We start from the raw sequence: 19996 nt of genomic DNA on the forward strand, positions 1-19996 counted from the left end.
CGCAGAGGATCGCCTGAGATGACAGAGCGCCAGAAGGACAGGCCGTGGCTCATGCGGACGTACGCCGGCCACTCCACGGCCGAGGCGTCCAACGAGCTGTACCGCCGCAACCTCGCCAAGGGCCAGACCGGCCTGTCCGTCGCCTTCGACCTCCCGACGCAGACGGGCTACGACCCCGACCACATCCTCGCCCGCGGCGAGGTCGGCCGGGTCGGGGTGCCGGTCTCCCACCTGGGTGACATGCGGAGGCTGTTCCAGGACATCCCCCTGGAACAGATGAACACCTCGATGACGATCAACGCCACCGCCATGTGGCTGCTGGCGCTCTACCAGGTGGCCGCCGAGGAGCAGGGGGCGGACGTCTCCCAACTCCAGGGCACCACGCAGAACGACATCGTCAAGGAGTACCTCTCGCGCGGGACGCACGTCTTCCCGCCCGGGCCCTCGCTCCGCCTGACGACGGACATGATCGCGTACACGGTCAGCCACATGCCCAAGTGGAACCCGATCAACATCTGCTCGTACCACCTCCAGGAGGCCGGGGCCACCCCGGTCCAGGAGATCTCGTACGCGATGTCCACCGCGATCGCCGTCCTGGACTCGGTGCGCGACTCGGGCCAGGTGCCCGAGGAGCGCTTCGGCGAGGTCGTCGCCCGCATCTCCTTCTTCGTGAACGCGGGCGTCCGCTTCGTCGAGGAGATGTGCAAGATGCGCGCCTTCGGCCGCATCTGGGACCGGGTCACCCGCGAGCGCTACGGCATCGAGAACGACAAGCAGCGCCGCTTCCGCTACGGCGTCCAGGTCAACTCCCTGGGCCTGACCGAGGCGCAGCCGGAGAACAACGTCCAGCGGATCGTGCTGGAGATGCTGGCCGTCACCCTCTCCAAGGACGCCCGCGCCCGCGCGGTGCAGCTGCCCGCCTGGAACGAGGCCCTGGGCCTGCCCCGGCCGTGGGACCAGCAGTGGTCGCTGCGCATCCAGCAGGTCCTGGCGCACGAGAGCGACCTGCTGGAGTACGAGGACATCTTCGCGGGCTCGCACGTCATCGAGGCCAAGGTCGAGTCCCTGGTCCAGGAGTGCATGGCGGAGATCGGCCGGATCCAGGAGATGGGCGGCGCGATGGCCGCCGTCGAGTCCGGCTACCTGAAGTCCCAGCTGGTCTCCTCGCACGCCGAGCGGCGCGCCCGGATCGAGGCCGGCGAGGACAAGATCGTCGGGGTGAACTGCTTCCAGCAGACCGAGGAGAACCCGCTCACCGCCGACCTGGACGGCGCCATCATGACGGTCGACGCGGCCGTCGAGGCGCTGACCGTGGAGCGGATCGGGCGGTGGCGCGCCGAGCGTCAGGAGTCCTCGGACCGGCAGGGGGGCGGCGACCCGTTCGTCTTCCCGACCGTCGGGCAGGCCCTGGACCGGCTCAAGGACGCCGCCGCGGGCACCGAGAACCTGATGGAGGCCACCCTGGAGTGCGCCAGGGCCGGTGTCACCACCGGCGAGTGGTCGAACGCGCTGCGGGAGGTGTTCGGCGAGTTCCGCGCCCCGACCGGGGTCTCCTCGGCCCCCGTCGCGGTCACCGCCGAGGAGGGCACCCCCATGGCCCTCGTCCGCGCCAAGGTCTCCCGTACGGCCGACGAGCTCGGCTCGGGCCGGCTGCGCCTGCTGGTCGGCAAGCCGGGTCTGGACGGCCACTCCAACGGCGCCGAGCAGATAGCCGTCCGCGCCCGCGACGCCGGCTTCGAGGTGGTCTACCAGGGCATCCGGCTGACGCCCGAGGAGATCTCCTCGGCCGCGCTGGCCGAGGACGTGCACTGCGTGGGACTGTCCATCCTGTCCGGTTCGCACAGCGCACTCGTCCCGGACGTGCTGGAACGCCTGCGCACCGCGGGGGCGGGTGACATCCCGGTCATCGTCGGGGGCATCATTCCGAACGCCGACGCCGTGACGCTGAAGGCGGCCGGCGTGGCCGCCGTCTTCACCCCCAAGGACTTCGGCATCACGGAGATCATCGGACGTATCGTCGATGAGATCCGCAAGGCCAACAAGCTCGAACCACTCGCAATCCCGGAAAGCACGGAGGTCCCCGCATGACCACGCCCTCTTCCCCGGTCAACCGGCTGCGCCCGCGCCGCTCCTGCCTCGCGGTGCCGGGTTCCAACCCCCGGTTCCTGGAGAAGGCCCAGGGGCTGCCGGCCGACCAGGTCTTCCTCGACCTGGAGGACGCCTGCGCCCCGCTCGCCAAGGAAGGCGCCCGCCACACGATCGTGGACGCGCTGAACAACGGCGACTGGACGGGCAAGACCCGAGTGGTCCGCGTCAACGACTGGACGACCCACTGGACGTACCGCGACGTCATCACGGTCGTCGAGGGCGCGGGCCAGAACCTCGACTGCATCATGCTGCCGAAGGTCCAGGACGCCCAGCAGGTCGTGGCCCTGGACCTGCTGCTGACCCAGATCGAGAAGACCATGGGCTTCGAGGTCGGCAAGATCGGCATCGAGGCGCAGATCGAGAACGCCAAGGGCCTGGTGAACGTCGACGAGATCGCCGCCGCCTCGCCCCGGCTGGAGACCATCATCTTCGGGCCGGCCGACTTCATGGCCTCCATCAACATGAAGTCCCTGGTCGTGGGCATGCAGCCGCCCGGCTACGGCGCGGACGCGTACCACTACATCCTGATGCGCATCCTGATGGCCGCGCGCACGCACAACCTCCAGGCGATCGACGGCCCCTTCCTCCAGATCAAGAACGTCGACGGCTACCGCGAGGTCGCCGGCCGCGCCGCCGCCCTCGGCTTCGACGGCAAGTGGGTCCTGCACCCCGGCCAGGTCGACGCCGCGAACGAGGTCTTCTCCCCCTCGCAGGAGGACTACGACCACTCCGAGCTGATCCTCGACGCCTACGACTGGTGCACCTCCGAGGCGGGCGGCAAGAAGGGCTCGGCGATGCTCGGCGACGAGATGATCGACGAGGCCAGCCGCAAGATGGCCCTGGTCATCGCGGGCAAGGGCCGGGCCGCCGGCATGCAGCGCACCAGCAAGTTCGAGATCCCCGCCAACTAGAAGGGCCCCGAGCACCATGCAGTTCGGACGCACGTACGAAGAGTTCGAGGTCGGGGCCGTCTACAAGCACTGGCCCGGGAAGACGGTCACCGAGTACGACGACCACCTCTTCTGTCTGCTGACCATGAACCACCACCCGCTCCACATGGACAGCAACTACGCGGAGAACACCACCGACTTCGGCAAGAACGTCGTGGTGGGCAACTACATCTACTCGCTGCTCCTGGGCATGTCCGTCCCGGACGTCTCGGGGAAGGCCATCGCCAACCTGGAGATCGAGTCCCTGCGGCACGTGGCGCCGACCTTCCACGGCGACACCCTCTACGGCGAGACCACGGTCCTCGACAAGACCCCGTCGAAGTCGAAGGACGACCGCGGGATCGTCTACGTGGAGACCAAGGGCTACAAGCAGGACGGCACCCTCGTCTGCGTCTTCCGGCGCAAGGTGATGGTCCCGACGCAGACGTACATCAAGGAGCGCGGCGGCGAGCAGCCCGGCCGCCCGCAGCTGAAGGAACAGGGGAAGTAGCCATGGCCCGACTCGCCCAGACCGCCGGGCTCACGGACGTCCAGCGGGAGATCCTGAAGACCGTCCGCGAGTTCGTGGACAAGGAGATCATCCCGGTCGCGACCGAGCTGGAGCACCGCGACGAGTACCCGCAGCAGATCGTCGACGGCCTCAAGGAGCTCGGCCTCTTCGGCCTGATGATCCCCGAGGAGTACGGCGGCCTGGGTGAGTCGCTGCTCACCTACGCGCTGTGCGTCGAGGAGATAGCGCGGGGCTGGATGTCCGTCTCGGGCATCATCAACACGCACTTCATCGTGGCGTACATGCTCAAGCAGCACGGCACGCAGGAGCAGAAGGACCACTTCCTGCCGCGGATGGCGCTGGGCGAGGTCCGGGGCGCGTTCTCGATGTCCGAGCCGGGGCTGGGCTCGGACGTGTCGGCCATCACGTCCAAGGCGGTGAAGGACGGGGACGAGTACGTCCTGAACGGCCAGAAGATGTGGCTCACGAACGGCGGCACGTCCACCCTGGTGGCCGTGCTGGTCCGAAGTGACGAAGGACACCCCGAGGGCACGGCGCCCCACAAGTCGATGACCACCTTCCTCGTGGAGAAGGAACCCGGCTTCGGAGAGGTCCGTCCGGGCCTGACGATCCCGGGCAAGATCGACAAGATGGGCTACAAGGGCGTCGACACGACCGAGCTCATCATGGACGGACTGCGCATTCCGGCCAATCGCGTCCTCGGCGGCCAGACGGGCCGAGGGTTTTACCAAATGATGGACGGGGTCGAGGTCGGCCGGGTGAACGTGGCGGCGCGTGGCTGCGGCGTCGCTCAGCGTGCGTTCGAGCTGGGTGTCTCTTATGCCCAGCAACGTCACACTTTCGGCAAGGCCATCGCCGAACACCAGGCCATCCAGTTCAAGCTGGCCGAGATGGCTACCAAGGTCGAAGCCGCCCATGCGATGATGGTCAACGCAGCACGCAAAAAGGACTCCGGGGAACGAAACGACCTCGAAGCGGGGATGGCGAAGTACCTCGCATCCGAATACTGCAAGGAGGTCGTCGAGGACGCGTTCCGTATCCACGGTGGCTACGGCTTCTCGAAGGAGTACGAGATCGAGCGGCTCTACCGGGAGGCGCCGATGCTGCTGATCGGTGAAGGTACCGCCGAGATCCAGAAAATGATCATTGGGCGACGCCTGCTCGAGGAGTACCGGGTCCAGGGCTAAAAGTCCCTTTTGCGGCGAATCATCCAATGGTTTTCCGCCGCGGGGTCACTGCCAGTCACGGGTTACGGGCCATCGACTCGGCTTCTGGCTTGCCCAGTTGTTGCGCGCAACCGATAGCATTCCAGTAAAGCCGCCGTCCCGTCCCCCCGTTTACGGCGCGGCAATCACCCGCTACGAAGGTCATCCATGCCCCACAGCCAAACCTCTGCACCTCGCGTCGGCATCCTCGGTGGACGTCTCGCACGCGGAGCATCGCCGTGGCTCCTGCCGACCGTCGCCACCGCGGCGCTCAGCCTCACCCGGGCCCGCAAGTCCGGACGCTGGGCCGCCGCGGCCATGCCCGCCACCGCGCTCGCGGCGGGCATGCTGTGGTTCTTCCGCGACCCCGAGCGTGAGATCACCCAGGGCCGCGTCATCTCGCCCGCCGACGGTGTGGTGCAGAGCATCATGCCGTGGAAGGACGGACGTACCCGCGTCGCGATCTTCATGAGCCCGCTGAACGTCCACGTCAACCGCGCGCCCCTGGCGGGCACGGTGACGTCCGTGGAGCACATCCCCGGCGGGTTCGTCCCGGCGTTCAACAAGGAGAGCGAGAACAACGAGCGCGTCGTCTGGCACTTCGACACCGAGCTCGGCGACATCGAGATGGTGCAGATCGCCGGCGCCGTCGCGCGTCGCATCGTCCCGTACCTGCCGGCCGGCACCAAGGTGGAGCAGGGCGAACGCATCGGTCTGATCCGTTTCGGCTCGCGCGTCGACATCTACCTCCCCGAGGGCGTCGAGGTCGCGGTCGAGGTCGGTCAGGCCACCACCGCGGGGGTGACCCGAATTGACCGTGACTGACCCTGAGACCCCTGCCACCGGCTGGGTGCCCGAATCGGCCGGGGAGGAGTCCCCCGACGACGACATGCCGCTCTCGCTGCGGCTGTCGATAGCGGACACCCTCACCCTCGGCAACGCCACGTGCGGATTCATGGCGGTGTACTTCACCACCACCGGGATCCTCATCCCGCACCTCACCGGCAGCGGCGAGTCGGGCATGGCCCGGCACAGCGCGGCCACCGCGGTGATACTGATGCTGCTCGCGGCGGTCTTCGACCTCTTCGACGGCATCGTCGCCCGGAAGCTGCGCAGCTCGCCGATGGGCGCGGAGCTGGACAACCTGTCCGACCTGATCAGCTTCGGCCTGGCGCCGGCGTACTTCGTCCTCGTCTACGGCATGGTCGCCGACGACGCGCACCAGAAGATGTCGGCGCTGGCGGCGATCGTGGTGCTGCTGGCCGTGGTCCTGCGGCTGGCGAGATTCAGCTGCGTGACCATGAAGGACGGCATGTTCCAGGGCATGCCGAGCCCCTTCGGAGCCCTGACGGTCGTCTCCATCGTCCTGCTGGAGCTGCCGTTCATCCCGACCCTGCTGGCGATCGTCGGCGTGGCCTGGCTGATGGTGAGCCGGGTCGAGTACCCCAAGCCGCGGGGTGTCCTCGCGGCGGCGATGCTCAGCTGGATCGTCGGGGCGATGGGACTGCTGGCGGCCTGGGCGTTCGAAGCGCCGGGCGGGCAGCTGCTCCTCCAGACGGGCTGCGCGCTCCAGATCGCCCTCGCGGCGACCATCCCGCTGTTCGCGACGACCCGTCGCGCGAACACGTTCCGCCACAACCGGCGGGAGGCGCGGGCGGCGCAGCTGCCGTAACGCTGCCGCCCAGCCACCCGGGAAGGCCCCGGACGCCCTTGGCGTCCGGGGCCTTCGCGCATCGCGGGAGCGGCGCCGGACCGGCCCGGCGGTAGGCTTGATGTCGGAAAACCGCCAGCCCGGGGGTGGGTCGGGACGGGAAGCTGGACGCATGTACACCGACACCGATCGCTGCGTCAGGGCCGTGCAGTCGAAGGACGCCCGTTTCGACGGGTGGTTCTTCACCGCGGTCCGGACGACCGGGATCTACTGCCGCCCCAGCTGTCCGGCCGTGCCCCCCAAGGTCGAGAACATGAGCTTCCTGCCCAGTGCCGCCGCCTGCCAGCAGGCCGGGTACCGGGCCTGCAAGCGGTGCCGGCCGGACACCAGCCCCGGGTCCCCCGAGTGGAACGCGCGCGCCGACGCCGTCGCCCGCGCGATGCGGCTCATCCAGGACGGGGTCGTCGACCGCGAGGGCGTGCCGGGGCTGGCCGCCCGCCTCGGGTACTCGGCGCGGCAGGTCGAGCGGCAGCTCGGCGCGGAGCTGGGCGCCGGACCGCTGGCCCTGGCCCGGGCCCAGCGCGCGCAGACCGCCCGGCTGCTCATCGAGACCTCCGAGCTGCCGATGGGCGACGTCGCCTTCGCCGCCGGGTTCTCCTCCATCCGCAGCTTCAACGAGACCGTGCGCGAGGTCTTCGCGCTGACCCCCGGCGAGCTGCGCGTCCGGGCGGCGAGGGCCGGGCGGCGCGAGCCCCGGGTGCCCGGGGTGATCAGCCTGCGGCTGCCCTTCCGGGCCCCGCTCAACCCCGACAACCTCTTCGGCCACCTGGCCGCGACCGCCGTGCCCGGGGTCGAGGAGTGGCGGGACGGGGCCTACCGGCGGACGCTGCGGCTCCCGTACGGCACCGGCGTGGTCTCGCTCACGCCGGGCCCCGAGCACATCGGCTGCCGGCTGGCCCTGACCGACCTGCGGGACCTGACCATCGCCATCAGCCGCTGCCGGTGGATGCTCGACCTGGACGCCGACCCGGAGGCCGTGGACGACCAGCTGCGCACCGATCCGCTGCTGGCCCCGCTCGTGGCCAAGGCCCCCGGGCGCCGGGTGCCCCGTACCGTCGACGCGGCGGAGTTCGCCGTCCGGGCGGTGCTGGGGCAGCAGGTGTCCACCGCGGCCGCGCGCACGCACGCGGCCCGTCTGGTGACCGCGTACGGGGAGCCCGTGGAGGATCCCCACGGCGGTCTGACCCACCTCTTCCCGAGCCCCGCCGCCCTGGCCGCCCTCGACCCCGCGGCGCTGTCGATGCCGCGCAGCCGCCGCACGACGCTGACGACCCTGGTCTCGGCGCTGGCGGACGGTTCCCTGCCGCTGGGCATCGACAGCGACTGGGAGGAGGCCCGCGCCCGGCTCGACGCGCTGCCCGGCTTCGGGCCGTGGACCACCGGGATCATCGCGATGCGGGCGCTGGGCGACCCCGATGCCTTCCTGCCGTCCGACCTGGGGGTCCGGCGGGCCGCCCGGGGGCTGGGGCTGCCGTCCACGCCGGCCGCCCTGACCGCCCGCGCGGCCGGCTGGCGGCCCTGGCGGGCGTACGCCGTCCAGTACCTGTGGGCCACCGAGGACCACGCCATCAACCACCTCCCCGTCCGAGGAGCGAATCAATGAACAGCAAGACCCACACCGTCGTCGACAGCCCGCTGGGGCCGCTGACGCTCGTGGCCACCGACGGGGTGCTCAGCGCCCTGTACATGAGCGAGCACCGGCACAAGCCGGGTGAGGAGACCTTCGGGGAGCGCGTACCGGCGGGCGAGGAGCCCTTCGCCGAGGTCGTCCGGGAGCTGACCGCGTACTTCGGCGGCGAGCTGACGCACTTCACGGTCCCGGTCCGCCTGGAGGGCACGCCCTTCCAGCGCGGCGTCTGGGCGCAGCTCCAGCGCATCCCGTACGGCGAGACCTGGTCCTACGGGAGGCTCGCGGCGGAGCTGGGCAATCCGAACGCCTCGCGGGCGGTGGGTCTGGCCAACGGGAAGAACCCGGTCAGCATCATCGTGCCGTGCCACCGCGTCATCGGCGCCTCGGGCGCGATGACGGGCTACGGCGGCGGCCTCGACCGCAAGGTGCGGCTGCTGGAGCTGGAGCGCGAACAGGGTCGGGGCGGGTCCCCCGCCGGTCAGATCACGGCGAGGGGGACCAGGAGCGCGAAGCCGGCTCCGGCTTCCACCGCGTAGGCGTAGAGCGACGGGTGCTGGACGGGCGCGGCGAGCAGGACCACGCTCTGCTGGGCGGCTGCGGCGCTCACCCAGTCCCCGTCGGCGCCGAGACGGCCCTGGTACCAGCCTTCGCAGGCGCCGGGGCCGGTGACGGCGAGGAGGTCGTCCTCGCGGCGGTAGAAGGCCTGCCAGCCTTCGGCGGGGGCGGACCAGCCCTCGAAGTCCTCGAAGGGGGACCAGCCCCCCTCACGTATCGCGGTGTCGAACAGCCAGACCGGGGTGCCCTCTTCGGTGACCTCGCCCCCGGACTGCTGCTCGGTGGTGAAGTGGACCATGGGGAGGGCGTCGGGACCGTCGGCCGTGCTGGGCCAGGCGTACATCGTGATCATCTGCTGATTCTGTCCTGCTCGCAGTGGGCGACGTGCTGAACCCCCCGGCCCTGCCGGGGTCCTACGCGGAGTCGGGCCGGCGGCCGTTCTCCAGTTCCACGGTGCCCTCGCCCGATTCCAGGACGCGCCAGGCCTCCTGGGTGCGCAGGCCGAGCGAGCCGGGGAGGTACTCGGGGAGCCGCGCGGGCTCGACGAGCCGCCAGGAGAGGAGTTCCTCCTCCTGGAGCACGATCGAGTCGAGCTGGGCGGCGTCGAGGACGCCGCCGTCGTAGAGGTAGGCCACCAGCGGCGGGCGGCCGGCGCCCAGGCTCCAGTCGACGGCGAGGAGCCGGCCGAGGGGGAGGTCGAGGCCGATCTCCTCGGCGCTCTCGCGGCGGGCCGCGGTGCGCGGTGACTCGTCCCGGTCGGACTCGACGGTGCCGCCCGGCAGGGCCCAGCCCTCGCGGTAGTTGGGCTCGACCAGCAGGACACGGCCCCGCGCGTCGCGGAAGAGGGCGGCCGCGCCGGCCAGCACCCGAGGCAGGCTCGCGATGTAGTCGGCGTAGTCATCGGTGGTGGTCACGCGGCCACCCTAACCGGCCGCCCGGGCCGGGGCACCGGGCGGCCCCGCGATCACCCCTCCGGGGGGTGGCCGCCGTCCTCGCGGTCGCGTCCCCTGGACTCGGCGACGCGCCGCAGCCGGGGGTGGCGGTCCGTGCCGTGTTCGGTGATGGCGTCGCCGACCATGGCCTTCACGGCGTCGCGCATCCCGTGGAGCGCGTGGTGGCGGGCGGGTCCGGCGCCCGGGTCCTCGCGCAGTTCCGTCACCAGGGCCCAGCACAGCACGAGCATGACGATGACGAAGGGCAGCGCGACCAGGATGGTGGCGGTCTGGAGGGACTTCAGGCCGCCCGCGACGAGCAGGACCGCGGCCACGGCGGCCATCAGGACGCCCCAGGTGACGACGAGCCAGGTCGGCGGGTTCAGCGAGCCCCGGCTGGTGAGCGAGCCCATGACCAGGGAGGCGGAGTCGGCGCTGGTGACGAAGTACGTCATGACCAGGACCATCGCCACCCAGGAGGTGACGGTGCCGAGCGGGAGCGCGTCGAGCATCGCGAAGAGCGAGGCCTCGGTGCCTTCCTTGATCTTGACGGCGAGGTCGGCGGCGCCCGTGGACTCCAGGCGGATGGCGGTGCCGCCCATGACGCAGAACCAGACGACGGTGGCGCCGCTGGGCACCAGCAGGACGCCGATGAGGAACTCGCGGATGGTGCGGCCGCGGGAGATCCGGGCGATGAAGGTGCCGACGAAGGGGGCCCAGGAGAGCCACCACGCCCAGTAGAAGATGGTCCAGGCGCCGAGCCAGGCGCTGTCGGTGAACGCGCCGGTACGGCTGGCCAGGGGCAGCAGTTCGTGCAGGTAGCCGCCGACGCTGGAGGGGATCACGTCCAGGATGTAGACGGTGGGGCCGAGCACGAAGACGAAGAGCATCAGGACGGCGGCGAGGACGATGTTGATGGTGCTCAGCCATTTGACGCCCTTGTGCAGGCCGGAGAAGGCGGAGAGCACGAAGGCGGCGGACAGCGAGCCGATGATGATCAGCTCGACGGTGGTGGAGTCCTGGACGCCGGTGGTGATGTCGAGGCCCTTGGAGACCTGGAGGGCGCCGAGGCCGAGGCTGGTGGCGGTGCCGAAGACGGTGGCGAAGACGGCGAGCAGGTCGATGGCCTTGCCGGCCCAGCCGTCGGCCCGTTCCTGCCCCATCAGCGGGACGAAGGCGGAGCTGAGGCGGTTGCCGCGGCCCTTGCGGAAGGTCGCGTAGGCGAGGGCGAGCCCGGCGATGCCGTAGATGGCCCAGGGGGTGAGCGTCCAGTGGAAGAACGAGTACTCCATGGCCGCGAGGGCGGCCCCGCCGGTGCCCGGGGCGGTGCCCGAGGCGGGGGGCGGGTTCAGGAAGTGGGTCAGCGGTTCGCCCACGCCGTAGAACATCAGGCCGATGCCCATGCCCGCGCTGAACATCATCGCGATCCACGCGAGGTTGGTGAACTCGGGTTCGGAGTCGTCGGCGCCCAGCCGGATCCGGCCGAAGCGGCTGACGGCGAGGACCACGCACATGACGAGGAACACGTCGGCGGCGATCACGAACAGCCAGGCGAAGTTGTTCAGCACCCAGGCCAGCGCCGTGCCGGAAGCGGTGTCGAAGGAGTCCTTGCCCAGGGCCGCCCAGGCGACGGCGGCCAGCACGGCGATCACCCCGATGATGACGACGGCGTGGTCGGGCGTGCCGTCCACCTGCCCGTCGGGCCCCTCTCCCGGGGGATGTGGAGGTGCCTGTTCCAGTGAATCCGTGCTCATGTGGCCCCACTATGCAGACGTATATCCCCCTTTAGGGGCATGGCACGCCGGGTGTGTCCCAGGCCACCCATGGGCATAGGAGGATCCTCCGGATAGGCTCATGGGGGCGCGACTGCACTGTTCGATAGCAAGGGATTAGCAAGGTGACGGACGGAGCAGTAACTGAGACCGCGCGCGTGCTCATCGCCGCGGACAAATTCAAGGGCTCGCTCACGGCCGTTCAGGTCGCGGAGCGGGTGACGGCCGGGCTCCGCAAGGCCGTACCCGGCGTGGAGATCGAGACCCTCCCCGTCGCGGACGGCGGCGACGGCACGGTCGCGGCCGCCGTCGCCGCCGGTTTCGAGCGCCGGGAGGTACGGGTCACCGGACCGCTCGGCGAGCAGGTCACGGCCGCTTTCGCGCTGCGCGACGGCACCGCCGTGGTCGAGATGGCGGAGGCCTCCGGGCTCCAGCTGCTGCCGGCGGGCACCTTCGCCGCGCTGACGGCGACCACGTACGGCTCCGGCGAGCTGCTCAAGGCCGCGCTGGACGCGGGCGCGCGATCGATCGTCTTCGGCGTGGGCGGCAGCGCCACCACCGACGGCGGCGCGGGCATGCTGGCGGCGCTGGGCGCGGTCTTCCTGGACGCGGACGGCGAACCCGTCGGCCCGGGCGGCGGCGCGCTGGCCGGCCTGGCCTCGGCGGACCTGACCGGGATCGACCCCCGCTTCGCGGAGGTGGAGTTCGTCCTGGCCAGCGATGTGGACAACCCGCTGACGGGCCCCAAGGGCGCGCCCGCCATCTACGGCCCGCAGAAGGGCGCCTCGCCCGAGGACGTGGCGACGCTCGACGCGGCGCTGGCGCACTTCGCGGTGGTGCTGGAGAAGTCGATCGGCCCGAAGGCCGCCGAGTGCGCGGTCCTGCCGGGCGCGGGCGGCGCGGGCGGCATCGGCTACGGGGCGCTGCTGCTCGGGGCCACCTTCCGGCCCGGCATCGAGCTGATGCTGGAGGTGCTGGGCTTCGCCCCGGCGCTGGAGCGCGCCACGCTGGTGATCACGGGTGAGGGTTCGCTGGACGAGCAGACCCTGCACGGCAAGGCCCCGGCGGGCGTGGCGGCCGCCGCGCGGGCGGCGGGCAAGCCGGTCGTGGCGGTCTGCGGCCGCCTGCTGCTGGACCAGGAGGCCCTGGAGGCCGCCGGCATCCGCAAGGCGTACCCGCTGACGGACCTGGAGCCCGACCCGGCCAAGTCCATTCCGAACGCGGGACCCCTGCTGGAGCGGGTCGCGCAGAACATCGCCGCCGACGTGCTCTGAGTTCCCCGCGGAGCACGCAGCCGGCGACCCGGTACGGCCGAGGCCCGGCGCCCCCACGACGGGGGCGCCGGGCCTCGCCCGTTTCCGGACCGCTACGCGGACGCCGGGGCGCGGTGGGCGGCGAGCAGTGCGGCCGTGGTCACCACCCGGGCGAAGCCGCCGCCCTGGAGGTTGACGGCGGTGGCGGTGGCCAGCTCGTCGGCGGTCAGCGACAGCCCCGCCGGTCCCGCGAGGTCGAAGGTGTGGGTGGCGTCGAGCGGGACGAGGACGTCGTAGCCGAGGTTCCCGGCCATCCGGGCGGTCGTCTCGACGCACATGTTGGTCTGGATGCCGACGACGACCAGCTGGCCGATGCCGCGGGCGGTCAGCCAGCCGGCCAGGTCGGGGGTCCCGTAGAAGGCCGAGTTGACGGTCTTGGTGATGACCGGGGCGTCGTGGCGGCGCTCCTCCACGAACTCCTTGAAGGCGTGGCCGGGCCGGTCCGGGGCGAGGACGGAGCCGGGGCGCGAGGAGGCGTGCCGGACGAGGACGACGGGGCGGCCCGACGCGTGCCAGGCGTCCATCAGCGCGGCGATGTTCTCCTCGGCGGCCGGGTTGTTGCGCGGGCCCCAGAAGGAGGCGTCGTCGAAGCCCTTCTGGACGTCGATGACGATCAGGGCACTGTCGGGGGCGATCTCGATCGCGTTCTCGTTCATGGCTCCATCGTGGCCGCCGGGCCGGGTGCGCCCCAGGGGCTCCGGAGACCCGGATCGATGGGATCCTGCCAGGCTGGCAGCCGGGCGGGATGTGGTTCTGGCAGAGTTGCGGCATGCACCGCGTCGCGATCGTCGCCCAGCCGGGGATCCGGAGTTTCGACCTCGCCGTGATCACCGAGGTCTGGGGCCCGGACCGCAGCCGCAGCGCCGTGCCCCCCTTCGAACTGCGCCGCTGCGCCCTGGACCGCGGACCGATCGCCCTGCCCGGCGGCCTGACCCTGGCCCCCGACCGGGACCTCGACTGGCTCAGCGTCGCCGACCTGGTCGTCGTACCGGCCCTGGCCGATCCCGCCGATCCGACTCCCGAGCCGGTCCTGGCCGCGCTGCGGGCGGCGCACGCCCGCGGGGTGCCGGTGGCCGCCCTGTGCGCGGGGGCCTTCGTCCTCGCGGAGGCCGGGCTGCTGGACGGGCGCCGCGCGGTCACCCACTGGTGGCTCGCTCCGCAACTCGCCGCCCGCTACCCGGCGGTGCTGGTCGAGGAGGCCCCGCTCTACGTGGAGGACGACGGGCTGTGGACCTCCGCCGGGGTGGCCTCCGGGATCGACCTATGCCTGCACCTGGTGCGCGAGGCCCACGGCGCGGAGGCGGCCGCCGCCATCGCCCGCTCGATGGTCACCGGCCCCTTCCGCACCGGGAACCACGCCCAGTACCTGGACCGGCCCACCCCGGCGGCCGACCGGACCGCCGAGGCGCTGGCCGCCGTACGGGAACAGGCGCTGCGCCGGCTGCACGAGCCGCTGGACGTGCCCACGATGGCCCGGTGGGCGGGCATGTCCCCGCGCTCCTTCGCCCGGCACTTCGCGGCGGCCACCGGCACCACCCCGCACAAATGGCTGCTCGGCCACCGGCTGGACGCGGCCCGCAGACTGCTGGAGCGCACCGATCATCCGGTGCCCGAAGTGGCCCGGCGGGCCGGGTTCGCCAGCGAGGTCACCTTCCGCCAGCACTTCGGCGCGCACGTCGGGATGAGCCCGCGCGCGTACCGCGCGGCGGGGGCCGCCGCATCCGCCACCGCACCCGCGGGCGGCGACAGTGTTAGAAAGGGCTCATGACCGGACGTTCGGGTCGAAGCGGGGAAGCGCGGCCGGTGAGCCTGCTCGCGCGCCTTTCGCTGGCCCGGCGCAGCCTCTCCGGGCAGGTCTTCGCGCTCGAAGCGGTCATCGTGCTGGTGCTGATCACGGCCGCCACCCTGGCCCTGGTCTTCCAGGCCCGCTACGACAGCCAGCAGGACGCCCGCCACCGCTCGCTGGCCGCCGCCGAGGCCTTCGCCCACGCCCCCGGCCTGCCCGCCGCCCTGGCCTCCCCGAACCCGACCGCCGCCCTGCAGACCCGGGCCGAAGGCGCCCGCCGGGCCTCGGGCGTCGACTTCATCGCCGTCCTGTCCAAGGACGGCGTCCGCTACACCGACTCCCGGCCCGAGCTGATCGGCCGGCGCGCCGCCGGCGACCTGGCCCGCGCGGCGGCCGGTCAGCCGTTCACGGAGGTGTACACGGGCAAGCCCAGTGACGCCGTGCGCGCCGTGGTCCCCGTACGCGACGACCGGGGGACGGTCGTCGGGCTGGTCTCCACCGGCATCGAGGTGCAGAACGTCGGCCAGGTGCTGCGCGGGCAGCTCCCGCTGCTGCTCGGCTCCGCGGCCGGGGCCCTGCTCCTGGGCACGGGCGGCGTAGCCCTGGTCAGCCGCCGGCTGCGGCGCCAGACCCGGGGGCTGGGGGCCACCGAGATGGCCCGGATGAACGAACACCACGAGGCGGTGCTGCACGCGGTCCGCGAGGGCGTGCTCATCGTCGACGCCGACCACCGGCTGCTGCTCGCCAACGACGAGGCCCGGCGGCTGCTGGACCTTCCGCCCGACGCCGAGCAGCGCCACGTGGGCGATCTCGGTCTGGATCCGGGCATGACGGAGCTGCTGCTCTCCGGACGGGTCGCCACCGACGAGGTCCACCTCGCGGGCGACCGGCTGCTGGCGGTCAACGTACGGCCCACCAAGGCCTTCGGCGGCCGCCCCTCGGGCAGCGTCATGACCCTGCGCGACACCACCGAGCTGGCGGCGCTGTCCGGCCGCGCCGAGGTGGCCCGGGAGCGGCTCCAGCTGCTCTACGACGCCGGGGTGCGGATCGGGACCACCCTGGACGTGGTGCGCACCGCCGAGGAGCTGTCGGAGGTGGCGGTGCCCCGGTTCGCGGACTTCGTCACCGTCGAGCTGCTGGAGCCCGTGCTGCGCGGGGACGAGCCCACTCCGGCCCCGGGGATGCACACCGAGATGCGCCGGGCGGCGATGAGCGGGGTGCGCTCCGACCAGCCGCTCCAGCCGGTCGGGGACGTGATCCGGTTCGTGGTGCCGACGGCTCCGATGGCGGCGGCCCTGGACGCCGGGCGCGGGGTGCTCGCCCCCGATCTGAACGCCGCCATGGGGTGGCGGGCCCAGGACTCCGACGGGACCCGGGTGGCGCTGGACTACGGGCTGCACTCGCTGATCTCCGTACCGCTCCAGGCGCGCGGCGTGGTCCTCGGCATGGCCAACTTCTGGCGGGCCGCCGACACCCCCGAGGCCTTCGACGAGGAGGACCTGTCCTTCGCCGAGGAGCTGGGGGCCCGCGCGGCCGTCTCGATCGACAACGCCCGCCGCTACACCCGGGAGCACGCCACCGCGGTGACGCTCCAGCGCAGCCTGCTGCCCCGGGTGCTGCCGGACGTCAGCGCGGTGGACGTCGCCTTCCGGTACCTGCCCGCGAAGGCCGGGGTGGGCGGCGACTGGTTCGACGTGATCCCGCTGCCGGGGGCGCGGGTGGCGCTGGTGGTGGGCGACGTGGTCGGGCACGGGGTGCACGCGGCGGCCACCATGGGCCGGCTGCGCACCGCCGTGCACAACTTCTCGACGCTGGACATGCCGCCCGACGAGCTGCTGGGGCACCTGGACGAGCTGATCGACCGGATCGACCAGATGGAGAGCGCCGACCCTGGCCCCGGGGACCCCGAGGGCCAGGAGGTGGAGGAGACGGCCGGGATCACCGGCGCCACCTGCCTGTACGCCGTCTACGACCCGGTGTCCGGCCTGTGCACCCTGGCCAGCGCCGGGCACCCAGGGCCCGCCCTGGTGCACGCCGACGGGCGGGTGGAGTTCCCCGAGCTGCCGACGGGGCTCCCCCTCGGGGTGGGCGGCATGCCCTTCGAGACGTCCGCGCTGCGGCTGTCCGAGGGGAGCCGGCTGGTGCTGTTCACCGACGGGCTGCTGGAGGACCGCGACCGGGACTTCGACACCGGTCTGACGCTGCTCGGCGAGACCCTGTCGCGGCCGGGCCGCAGCCCCGACCAGGCCTGCTCGGACGTGCTGGCGGCGCTGCTGTTCCCGTCGCCGAGCGACGACATCGCGCTGCTGGTCGCCGACACCCGGCGGCTGGAGCCGTCGCGGATCGCCGAATGGGAGGTGCCCGGCGACCCGGTGGCCGTCTCCCGGGTGCGCCGGGAGGCGGCGGCGCAGCTGGTCGCGTGGGGGCTGGAGGAGGTCTCCTTCTCCGCCGAGCTGGTGCTCAGCGAGCTGACCACCAATGCCATCCGGTACGGGAACGCGCCCATCCGGGTCCGGCTGCTGCACGACCGGAACCTGATCTGCGAGGTGTCGGACGGCAGCAGCACCTCCCCGCACCTGCGGTACGCGGCCACGACGGACGAGGGCGGCCGCGGGCTGTTCCTCGTCGCGCAGTACGCCGAACGGTGGGGGACGCGCTACACGGAGCGCGGCAAGGTCATCTGGGCGGAGCTGTCCCCGGCCGGGGGCGGTGAGCCGCCGTCGGCGCCGCTGGACCTGGACGCGCTGGAGGACCTGGCCTGGTGAGACCGGCCGGCCGCCGGCCGCCGGCGGGCGCGGGTCAGAGCGGGCGGGTGCGGGCCAGCAGGACCGCCACGTCGTCCTGGGGGGCGGCGGGGAGCAGACCGGCCAGGATCCCCTCACAGAGCTCCTCCAGGGGCTGTGCGCCCTGTCCCAGCGCCCGCGCGAGGCGGCCCATGCCCTCGTCGAGGTCCCGGTCACGGGTTTCGATGAGGCCGTCGGTGTAGAGGGCGAGCAGGCTGCCCGGCGGCAGGGGGACCTCTTCGGTGCGGAAGTCCCGGCCGCCGGTGCCCAGCGGGGTCCCGGGCGGGCCGTGCAGGAAGGTGACGGTGCCGTCGGGGCCGGCCACGGCGGGCGGCGGGTGTCCGGCGCGGGCGATGAGGCAGCCGCCGGCGGCCGGGTCGTGGACGGCGTAGACGCAGGTGGCCATCTCGTCCTCGCCGAGGTCGGCGACGACGGCGTCCAGGGAGCCGAGCATGCGGTCGGGCGGTACCTCGTGGCGGGCGAGGGTGCGCACGGCGGTGCGCAGCTGTCCCATGACGGCGGCCGCGTGGATGCCGTGGCCCATCACGTCGCCGATGACCAGGCCGGTGCGGCCGCCGGGCAGCTGGATGACGTCGAACCAGTCGCCGCCGACGTCGTGGTCGCTGGCGGGCAGGTAGCGGCCGGTGAGTTCGAGGCCGGGGACCTCGGGCAGGGCGCTGTTGGAGAGGCTGCGCTGGAGGGTGAGGGCGGCCCGGCGCTGGGTGGTGTACATCCGGGCGTTGTCGATGTTGAGGGCGGCGCGGTTGACGAGTTCGTCGATGAGGACGCAGTCCTGGTCGTCGAAGGCCTCGCGGCCGCGCAGCCGGGTCACGGCGACGGCGCCGAGGACCTTGCCGCGGGCGACCAGCGGCACCATGCGGGCGCAGCCGAGGGTGGCGAGGTAGGCGCGCAGGTCGCCGGCCCGGGGGTCGGTGACCAGGGCGGGGATGTCGGCGCGGAACAGGTTCATCGGGAGGCCGTCGGCGATGACCCGTTCGTAGGCCGTCCCGGCCGGGATCCGCAGGGTCTGTCCGACCTTGAGCCGGGAGGTGGGGGCGAAGGGGTCGGGGAAGGCGGCGGCGAGGCGGCGCAGCAGCCCGTGCCCGGAGACGCCCGCCTCGTCCGGGTCGAGGACCGTTTCGAGGAGCTGTACGTCGGCCGAGTCCGCGAGCTGCGGCACCAGGACGTCGACGATCTCCTGGGCGGTCTGGCGCAGGTCCAGGGTGGTGCCGATGCGGGTGCCCGCCTCGGCGAGGGCGGCGAAGCGGGCGCGGGCGCGTTCGGCCTCCAGCAGGGCCCGCTGGCCCTCGGTGATGTCGATCAGGGAGGCGATCAGGCCCAGGGGGCGGCCGCTGCCGTCGAGGAGCGGGGCGTAGGAACAGGACCAGGTGTGGTCGTGGTCGGGGTCGGCGGGGGTGCGGCCGGTGCGGCGGATGTCGACGACGGCCTTCCCGCACTCCAGCACCCGGCGCATGGTGGCCTCCAGCGCGTCGGCGTTTACGCCGGGGACCACCTCGGTGAGGCGTTTGCCGAGGTGGTCGGCGGCGGGGACGCCGTTCATCCGGGCGAGGGCGTCGTTGACCCGCAGGAAGCGCAGGTCGGGGCCGAGGGTGGCGAGGCCGATCGGGGACTGGGTGAACAGGCTCTGGAGGGCGGCGAGGGAGTCCCGCATGTGCAGGACCTCGGAGGTCTCGACGGCGATGAGCATGGCGCCCGTACGGCCCTTCGGGTCGGCGGCGGGCACGATCCACATCTCCATGACCACCTGGTGGCCGTCGCGGTGGCGCACGGGCAGGGTCCCGACGACGGTCTCCCCCGCCTGGACGCGGCGGGTCAGGTCCTGGGCGAGTTCGCGGTTGGCATCGGGGACGAGCACGGCGGCGCCGGGCCGTCCGAGGATGTCCTCGGGGCGGTGGCCGAGCAGGTCCTGGGCGGCGAGCGACCATTCGACGACGCGGCCGTCCGCGTCCTCCCGCCACAGGGCGATGGGCAGCAGCTCGCGCAGCACGCCCGCGTACCCGACGGCCGCCACCGGCGGATCGGGCACCTCGCTCGTCGACTGGTACGTGTCCAATGCACCGACCTCACCCCGGGGGGTCCGATTCCTACCGATTCACCCTATCCGAGGGCTCGGCGCGGGGCGCTGCGTCGGGGGGCGCGGGGCCGGGGCCGGGCCCATGCCCCGGCCCCGGCCCCGCCGTCGTCCCGGCAGGCTCAGAAGTCGACCTGCGCGCGCACGTCGGCCCGGCCGACCGACTCCAGCTCCCAGGTCTTGCAGTACAGGGCGCGGATGTACTCGATGTCGGCGTTGTGGGCGCGGGCCTCGCGCACCGGGTACAGCACGGTGAGCTCGTACGATCTCTCGCGGTTGATGTCACCGTCCTTGTCGCGCCACTGGCCGCGGGCCTCCTGGAGGGTGAGCCCGGAGGGGAAGCGGGGGGTGATCACGTCGGCCACGAACTTCATGAACTGCTCCTCCGTGATCGGCGGGTTGCCGTTGTGCCGCCCGGTGCCGAAGTAGAGGTGCGTCGAGATGTACGGACTGCCCTCCTCGGCGACGTTCTGCTCGCTCGCGGCCGTGGCGGTGCGCGTGCCGAAGGCGGCTTCCGACGCCGGTCCGCCGAGCGCGAAGAGCAGGGCCGCGGCGGCCAGGAGGGCGGCCGCGGGCGTCGAGATCCGGATGGGTCGCATGTCGTGGTC

The 19996-nt window shown here is 72.4% G+C and carries 17 protein-coding genes; 11 read left to right on the forward strand and 6 right to left on the reverse strand.

Going from position 1 to position 19996, the window contains the following annotated elements; all coding sequences use genetic code 11:
* The first annotated feature begins 18 nt into the window (after nt 1–18).
* The 8 genes from ACFYYT_RS25485 (at nt 19) to ACFYYT_RS25520 (ending at nt 8691) form a co-directional block, all read left to right on the forward strand.
* Nucleotides 19–2088, forward strand: a complete 2070-nt coding sequence (locus ACFYYT_RS25485; protein ID WP_351819282.1) for a protein meaA — start codon at nt 19–21, stop codon at nt 2086–2088.
* Nucleotides 2085–3059 (forward strand): CoA ester lyase, encoded by a 975-nt coding sequence (locus ACFYYT_RS25490; protein ID WP_351819284.1) that lies wholly within the window; start codon nt 2085–2087, stop codon nt 3057–3059. The genes ACFYYT_RS25485 and ACFYYT_RS25490 overlap by 4 nt, the downstream gene beginning before the upstream one ends.
* Before the next feature lie 16 nt (nt 3060–3075).
* A complete protein-coding gene (locus ACFYYT_RS25495) occupies nt 3076–3588 on the forward strand; it encodes a MaoC family dehydratase (RefSeq protein ID WP_351819287.1) in 513 nt (170 codons plus the stop codon).
* Between the two features lie 2 nt (nt 3589–3590).
* Nucleotides 3591–4796 carry an acyl-CoA dehydrogenase family protein gene (locus ACFYYT_RS25500; RefSeq protein WP_266573015.1) on the forward strand — a complete coding sequence of 402 codons (1206 nt, stop codon included), beginning with the start codon at nt 3591–3593 and terminating at the stop codon, nt 4794–4796.
* Nucleotides 4797–4982: 186 nt separating this feature from the next.
* Complete coding sequence (locus tag ACFYYT_RS25505) at nt 4983–5639, forward strand: phosphatidylserine decarboxylase (protein WP_351819291.1); 657 nt, start codon at nt 4983–4985, stop codon at nt 5637–5639.
* Complete coding sequence (gene pssA, locus ACFYYT_RS25510) at nt 5626–6486, forward strand: CDP-diacylglycerol--serine O-phosphatidyltransferase (protein WP_351819294.1); 861 nt, start codon at nt 5626–5628, stop codon at nt 6484–6486. The genes ACFYYT_RS25505 and pssA overlap by 14 nt, the downstream gene beginning before the upstream one ends.
* A gap of 151 nt (nt 6487–6637) precedes the next feature.
* Nucleotides 6638–8128 carry an AlkA N-terminal domain-containing protein gene (locus ACFYYT_RS25515; RefSeq protein ID WP_351819297.1) on the forward strand — a complete coding sequence of 497 codons (1491 nt, stop codon included), beginning with the start codon at nt 6638–6640 and terminating at the stop codon, nt 8126–8128.
* Complete coding sequence (locus tag ACFYYT_RS25520; RefSeq protein WP_351819300.1) at nt 8125–8691, forward strand: methylated-DNA--[protein]-cysteine S-methyltransferase; 567 nt, start codon at nt 8125–8127, stop codon at nt 8689–8691. The genes ACFYYT_RS25515 and ACFYYT_RS25520 overlap by 4 nt, the downstream gene beginning before the upstream one ends.
* On the opposite strand, the gene ACFYYT_RS25525 is transcribed toward ACFYYT_RS25520, so the two are convergent.
* The 3 genes from ACFYYT_RS25525 to ACFYYT_RS25535 all read right to left on the reverse strand — a co-directional run bounded on the left by ACFYYT_RS25525 (nt 8634) and on the right by ACFYYT_RS25535 (nt 11396).
* A complete protein-coding gene (locus ACFYYT_RS25525; protein WP_351819303.1) occupies nt 8634–9062 on the reverse strand; it encodes a hypothetical protein in 429 nt (142 codons plus the stop codon). The genes ACFYYT_RS25520 and ACFYYT_RS25525 overlap by 58 nt on opposite strands.
* Before the next feature lie 61 nt (nt 9063–9123).
* Entirely contained in the window at nt 9124–9624 is a 501-nt protein-coding gene (locus ACFYYT_RS25530) for an NUDIX hydrolase (RefSeq protein ID WP_351819306.1), read from the reverse strand.
* 50 nt (nt 9625–9674) lie between these two features.
* A complete protein-coding gene (locus tag ACFYYT_RS25535; RefSeq protein WP_351819309.1) occupies nt 9675–11396 on the reverse strand; it encodes a BCCT family transporter in 1722 nt (573 codons plus the stop codon).
* 143 nt (nt 11397–11539) lie between these two features.
* Between ACFYYT_RS25535 and ACFYYT_RS25540 the strand changes: the two genes are divergently transcribed.
* Entirely contained in the window at nt 11540–12688 is a 1149-nt protein-coding gene (locus ACFYYT_RS25540; RefSeq protein WP_351819312.1) for a glycerate kinase, read from the forward strand.
* A gap of 92 nt (nt 12689–12780) precedes the next feature.
* Here ACFYYT_RS25540 and ACFYYT_RS25545 read toward each other — a convergent pair whose 3' ends face one another.
* Nucleotides 12781–13383 (reverse strand): cysteine hydrolase family protein, encoded by a 603-nt coding sequence (locus tag ACFYYT_RS25545; RefSeq protein ID WP_351819313.1) that lies wholly within the window; start codon nt 13381–13383, stop codon nt 12781–12783.
* A gap of 113 nt (nt 13384–13496) precedes the next feature.
* Between ACFYYT_RS25545 and ACFYYT_RS25550 the strand changes: the two genes are divergently transcribed.
* Both ACFYYT_RS25550 and ACFYYT_RS25555 read left to right on the forward strand, forming a co-directional pair.
* Nucleotides 13497–14495 carry a helix-turn-helix domain-containing protein gene (locus tag ACFYYT_RS25550; protein WP_351819316.1) on the forward strand — a complete coding sequence of 333 codons (999 nt, stop codon included), beginning with the start codon at nt 13497–13499 and terminating at the stop codon, nt 14493–14495.
* On the forward strand, nt 14492–17278 hold the full coding sequence (locus tag ACFYYT_RS25555) for a SpoIIE family protein phosphatase (RefSeq protein WP_351819319.1): 2787 nt from the start codon (nt 14492–14494) through the stop codon (nt 17276–17278). The genes ACFYYT_RS25550 and ACFYYT_RS25555 overlap by 4 nt, the downstream gene beginning before the upstream one ends.
* 34 nt (nt 17279–17312) lie before the next feature.
* Here the strand turns inward: ACFYYT_RS25555 and ACFYYT_RS25560 are convergent, their stop codons facing one another.
* Both ACFYYT_RS25560 and ACFYYT_RS25565 read right to left on the reverse strand, forming a co-directional pair.
* Nucleotides 17313–19370 carry a SpoIIE family protein phosphatase gene (locus ACFYYT_RS25560; RefSeq protein ID WP_351819322.1) on the reverse strand — a complete coding sequence of 686 codons (2058 nt, stop codon included), beginning with the start codon at nt 19368–19370 and terminating at the stop codon, nt 17313–17315.
* 140 nt (nt 19371–19510) lie between these two features.
* Nucleotides 19511–19987 carry a DUF3574 domain-containing protein gene (locus ACFYYT_RS25565; RefSeq protein ID WP_351819324.1) on the reverse strand — a complete coding sequence of 159 codons (477 nt, stop codon included), beginning with the start codon at nt 19985–19987 and terminating at the stop codon, nt 19511–19513.
* Between the last annotated feature and the right edge of the window lie 9 nt (nt 19988–19996).

This window comes from Streptomyces sp. NPDC002032, from assembly GCF_042890765.1.
Lineage (GTDB): Bacteria > Actinomycetota > Actinomycetes > Streptomycetales > Streptomycetaceae > Streptomyces.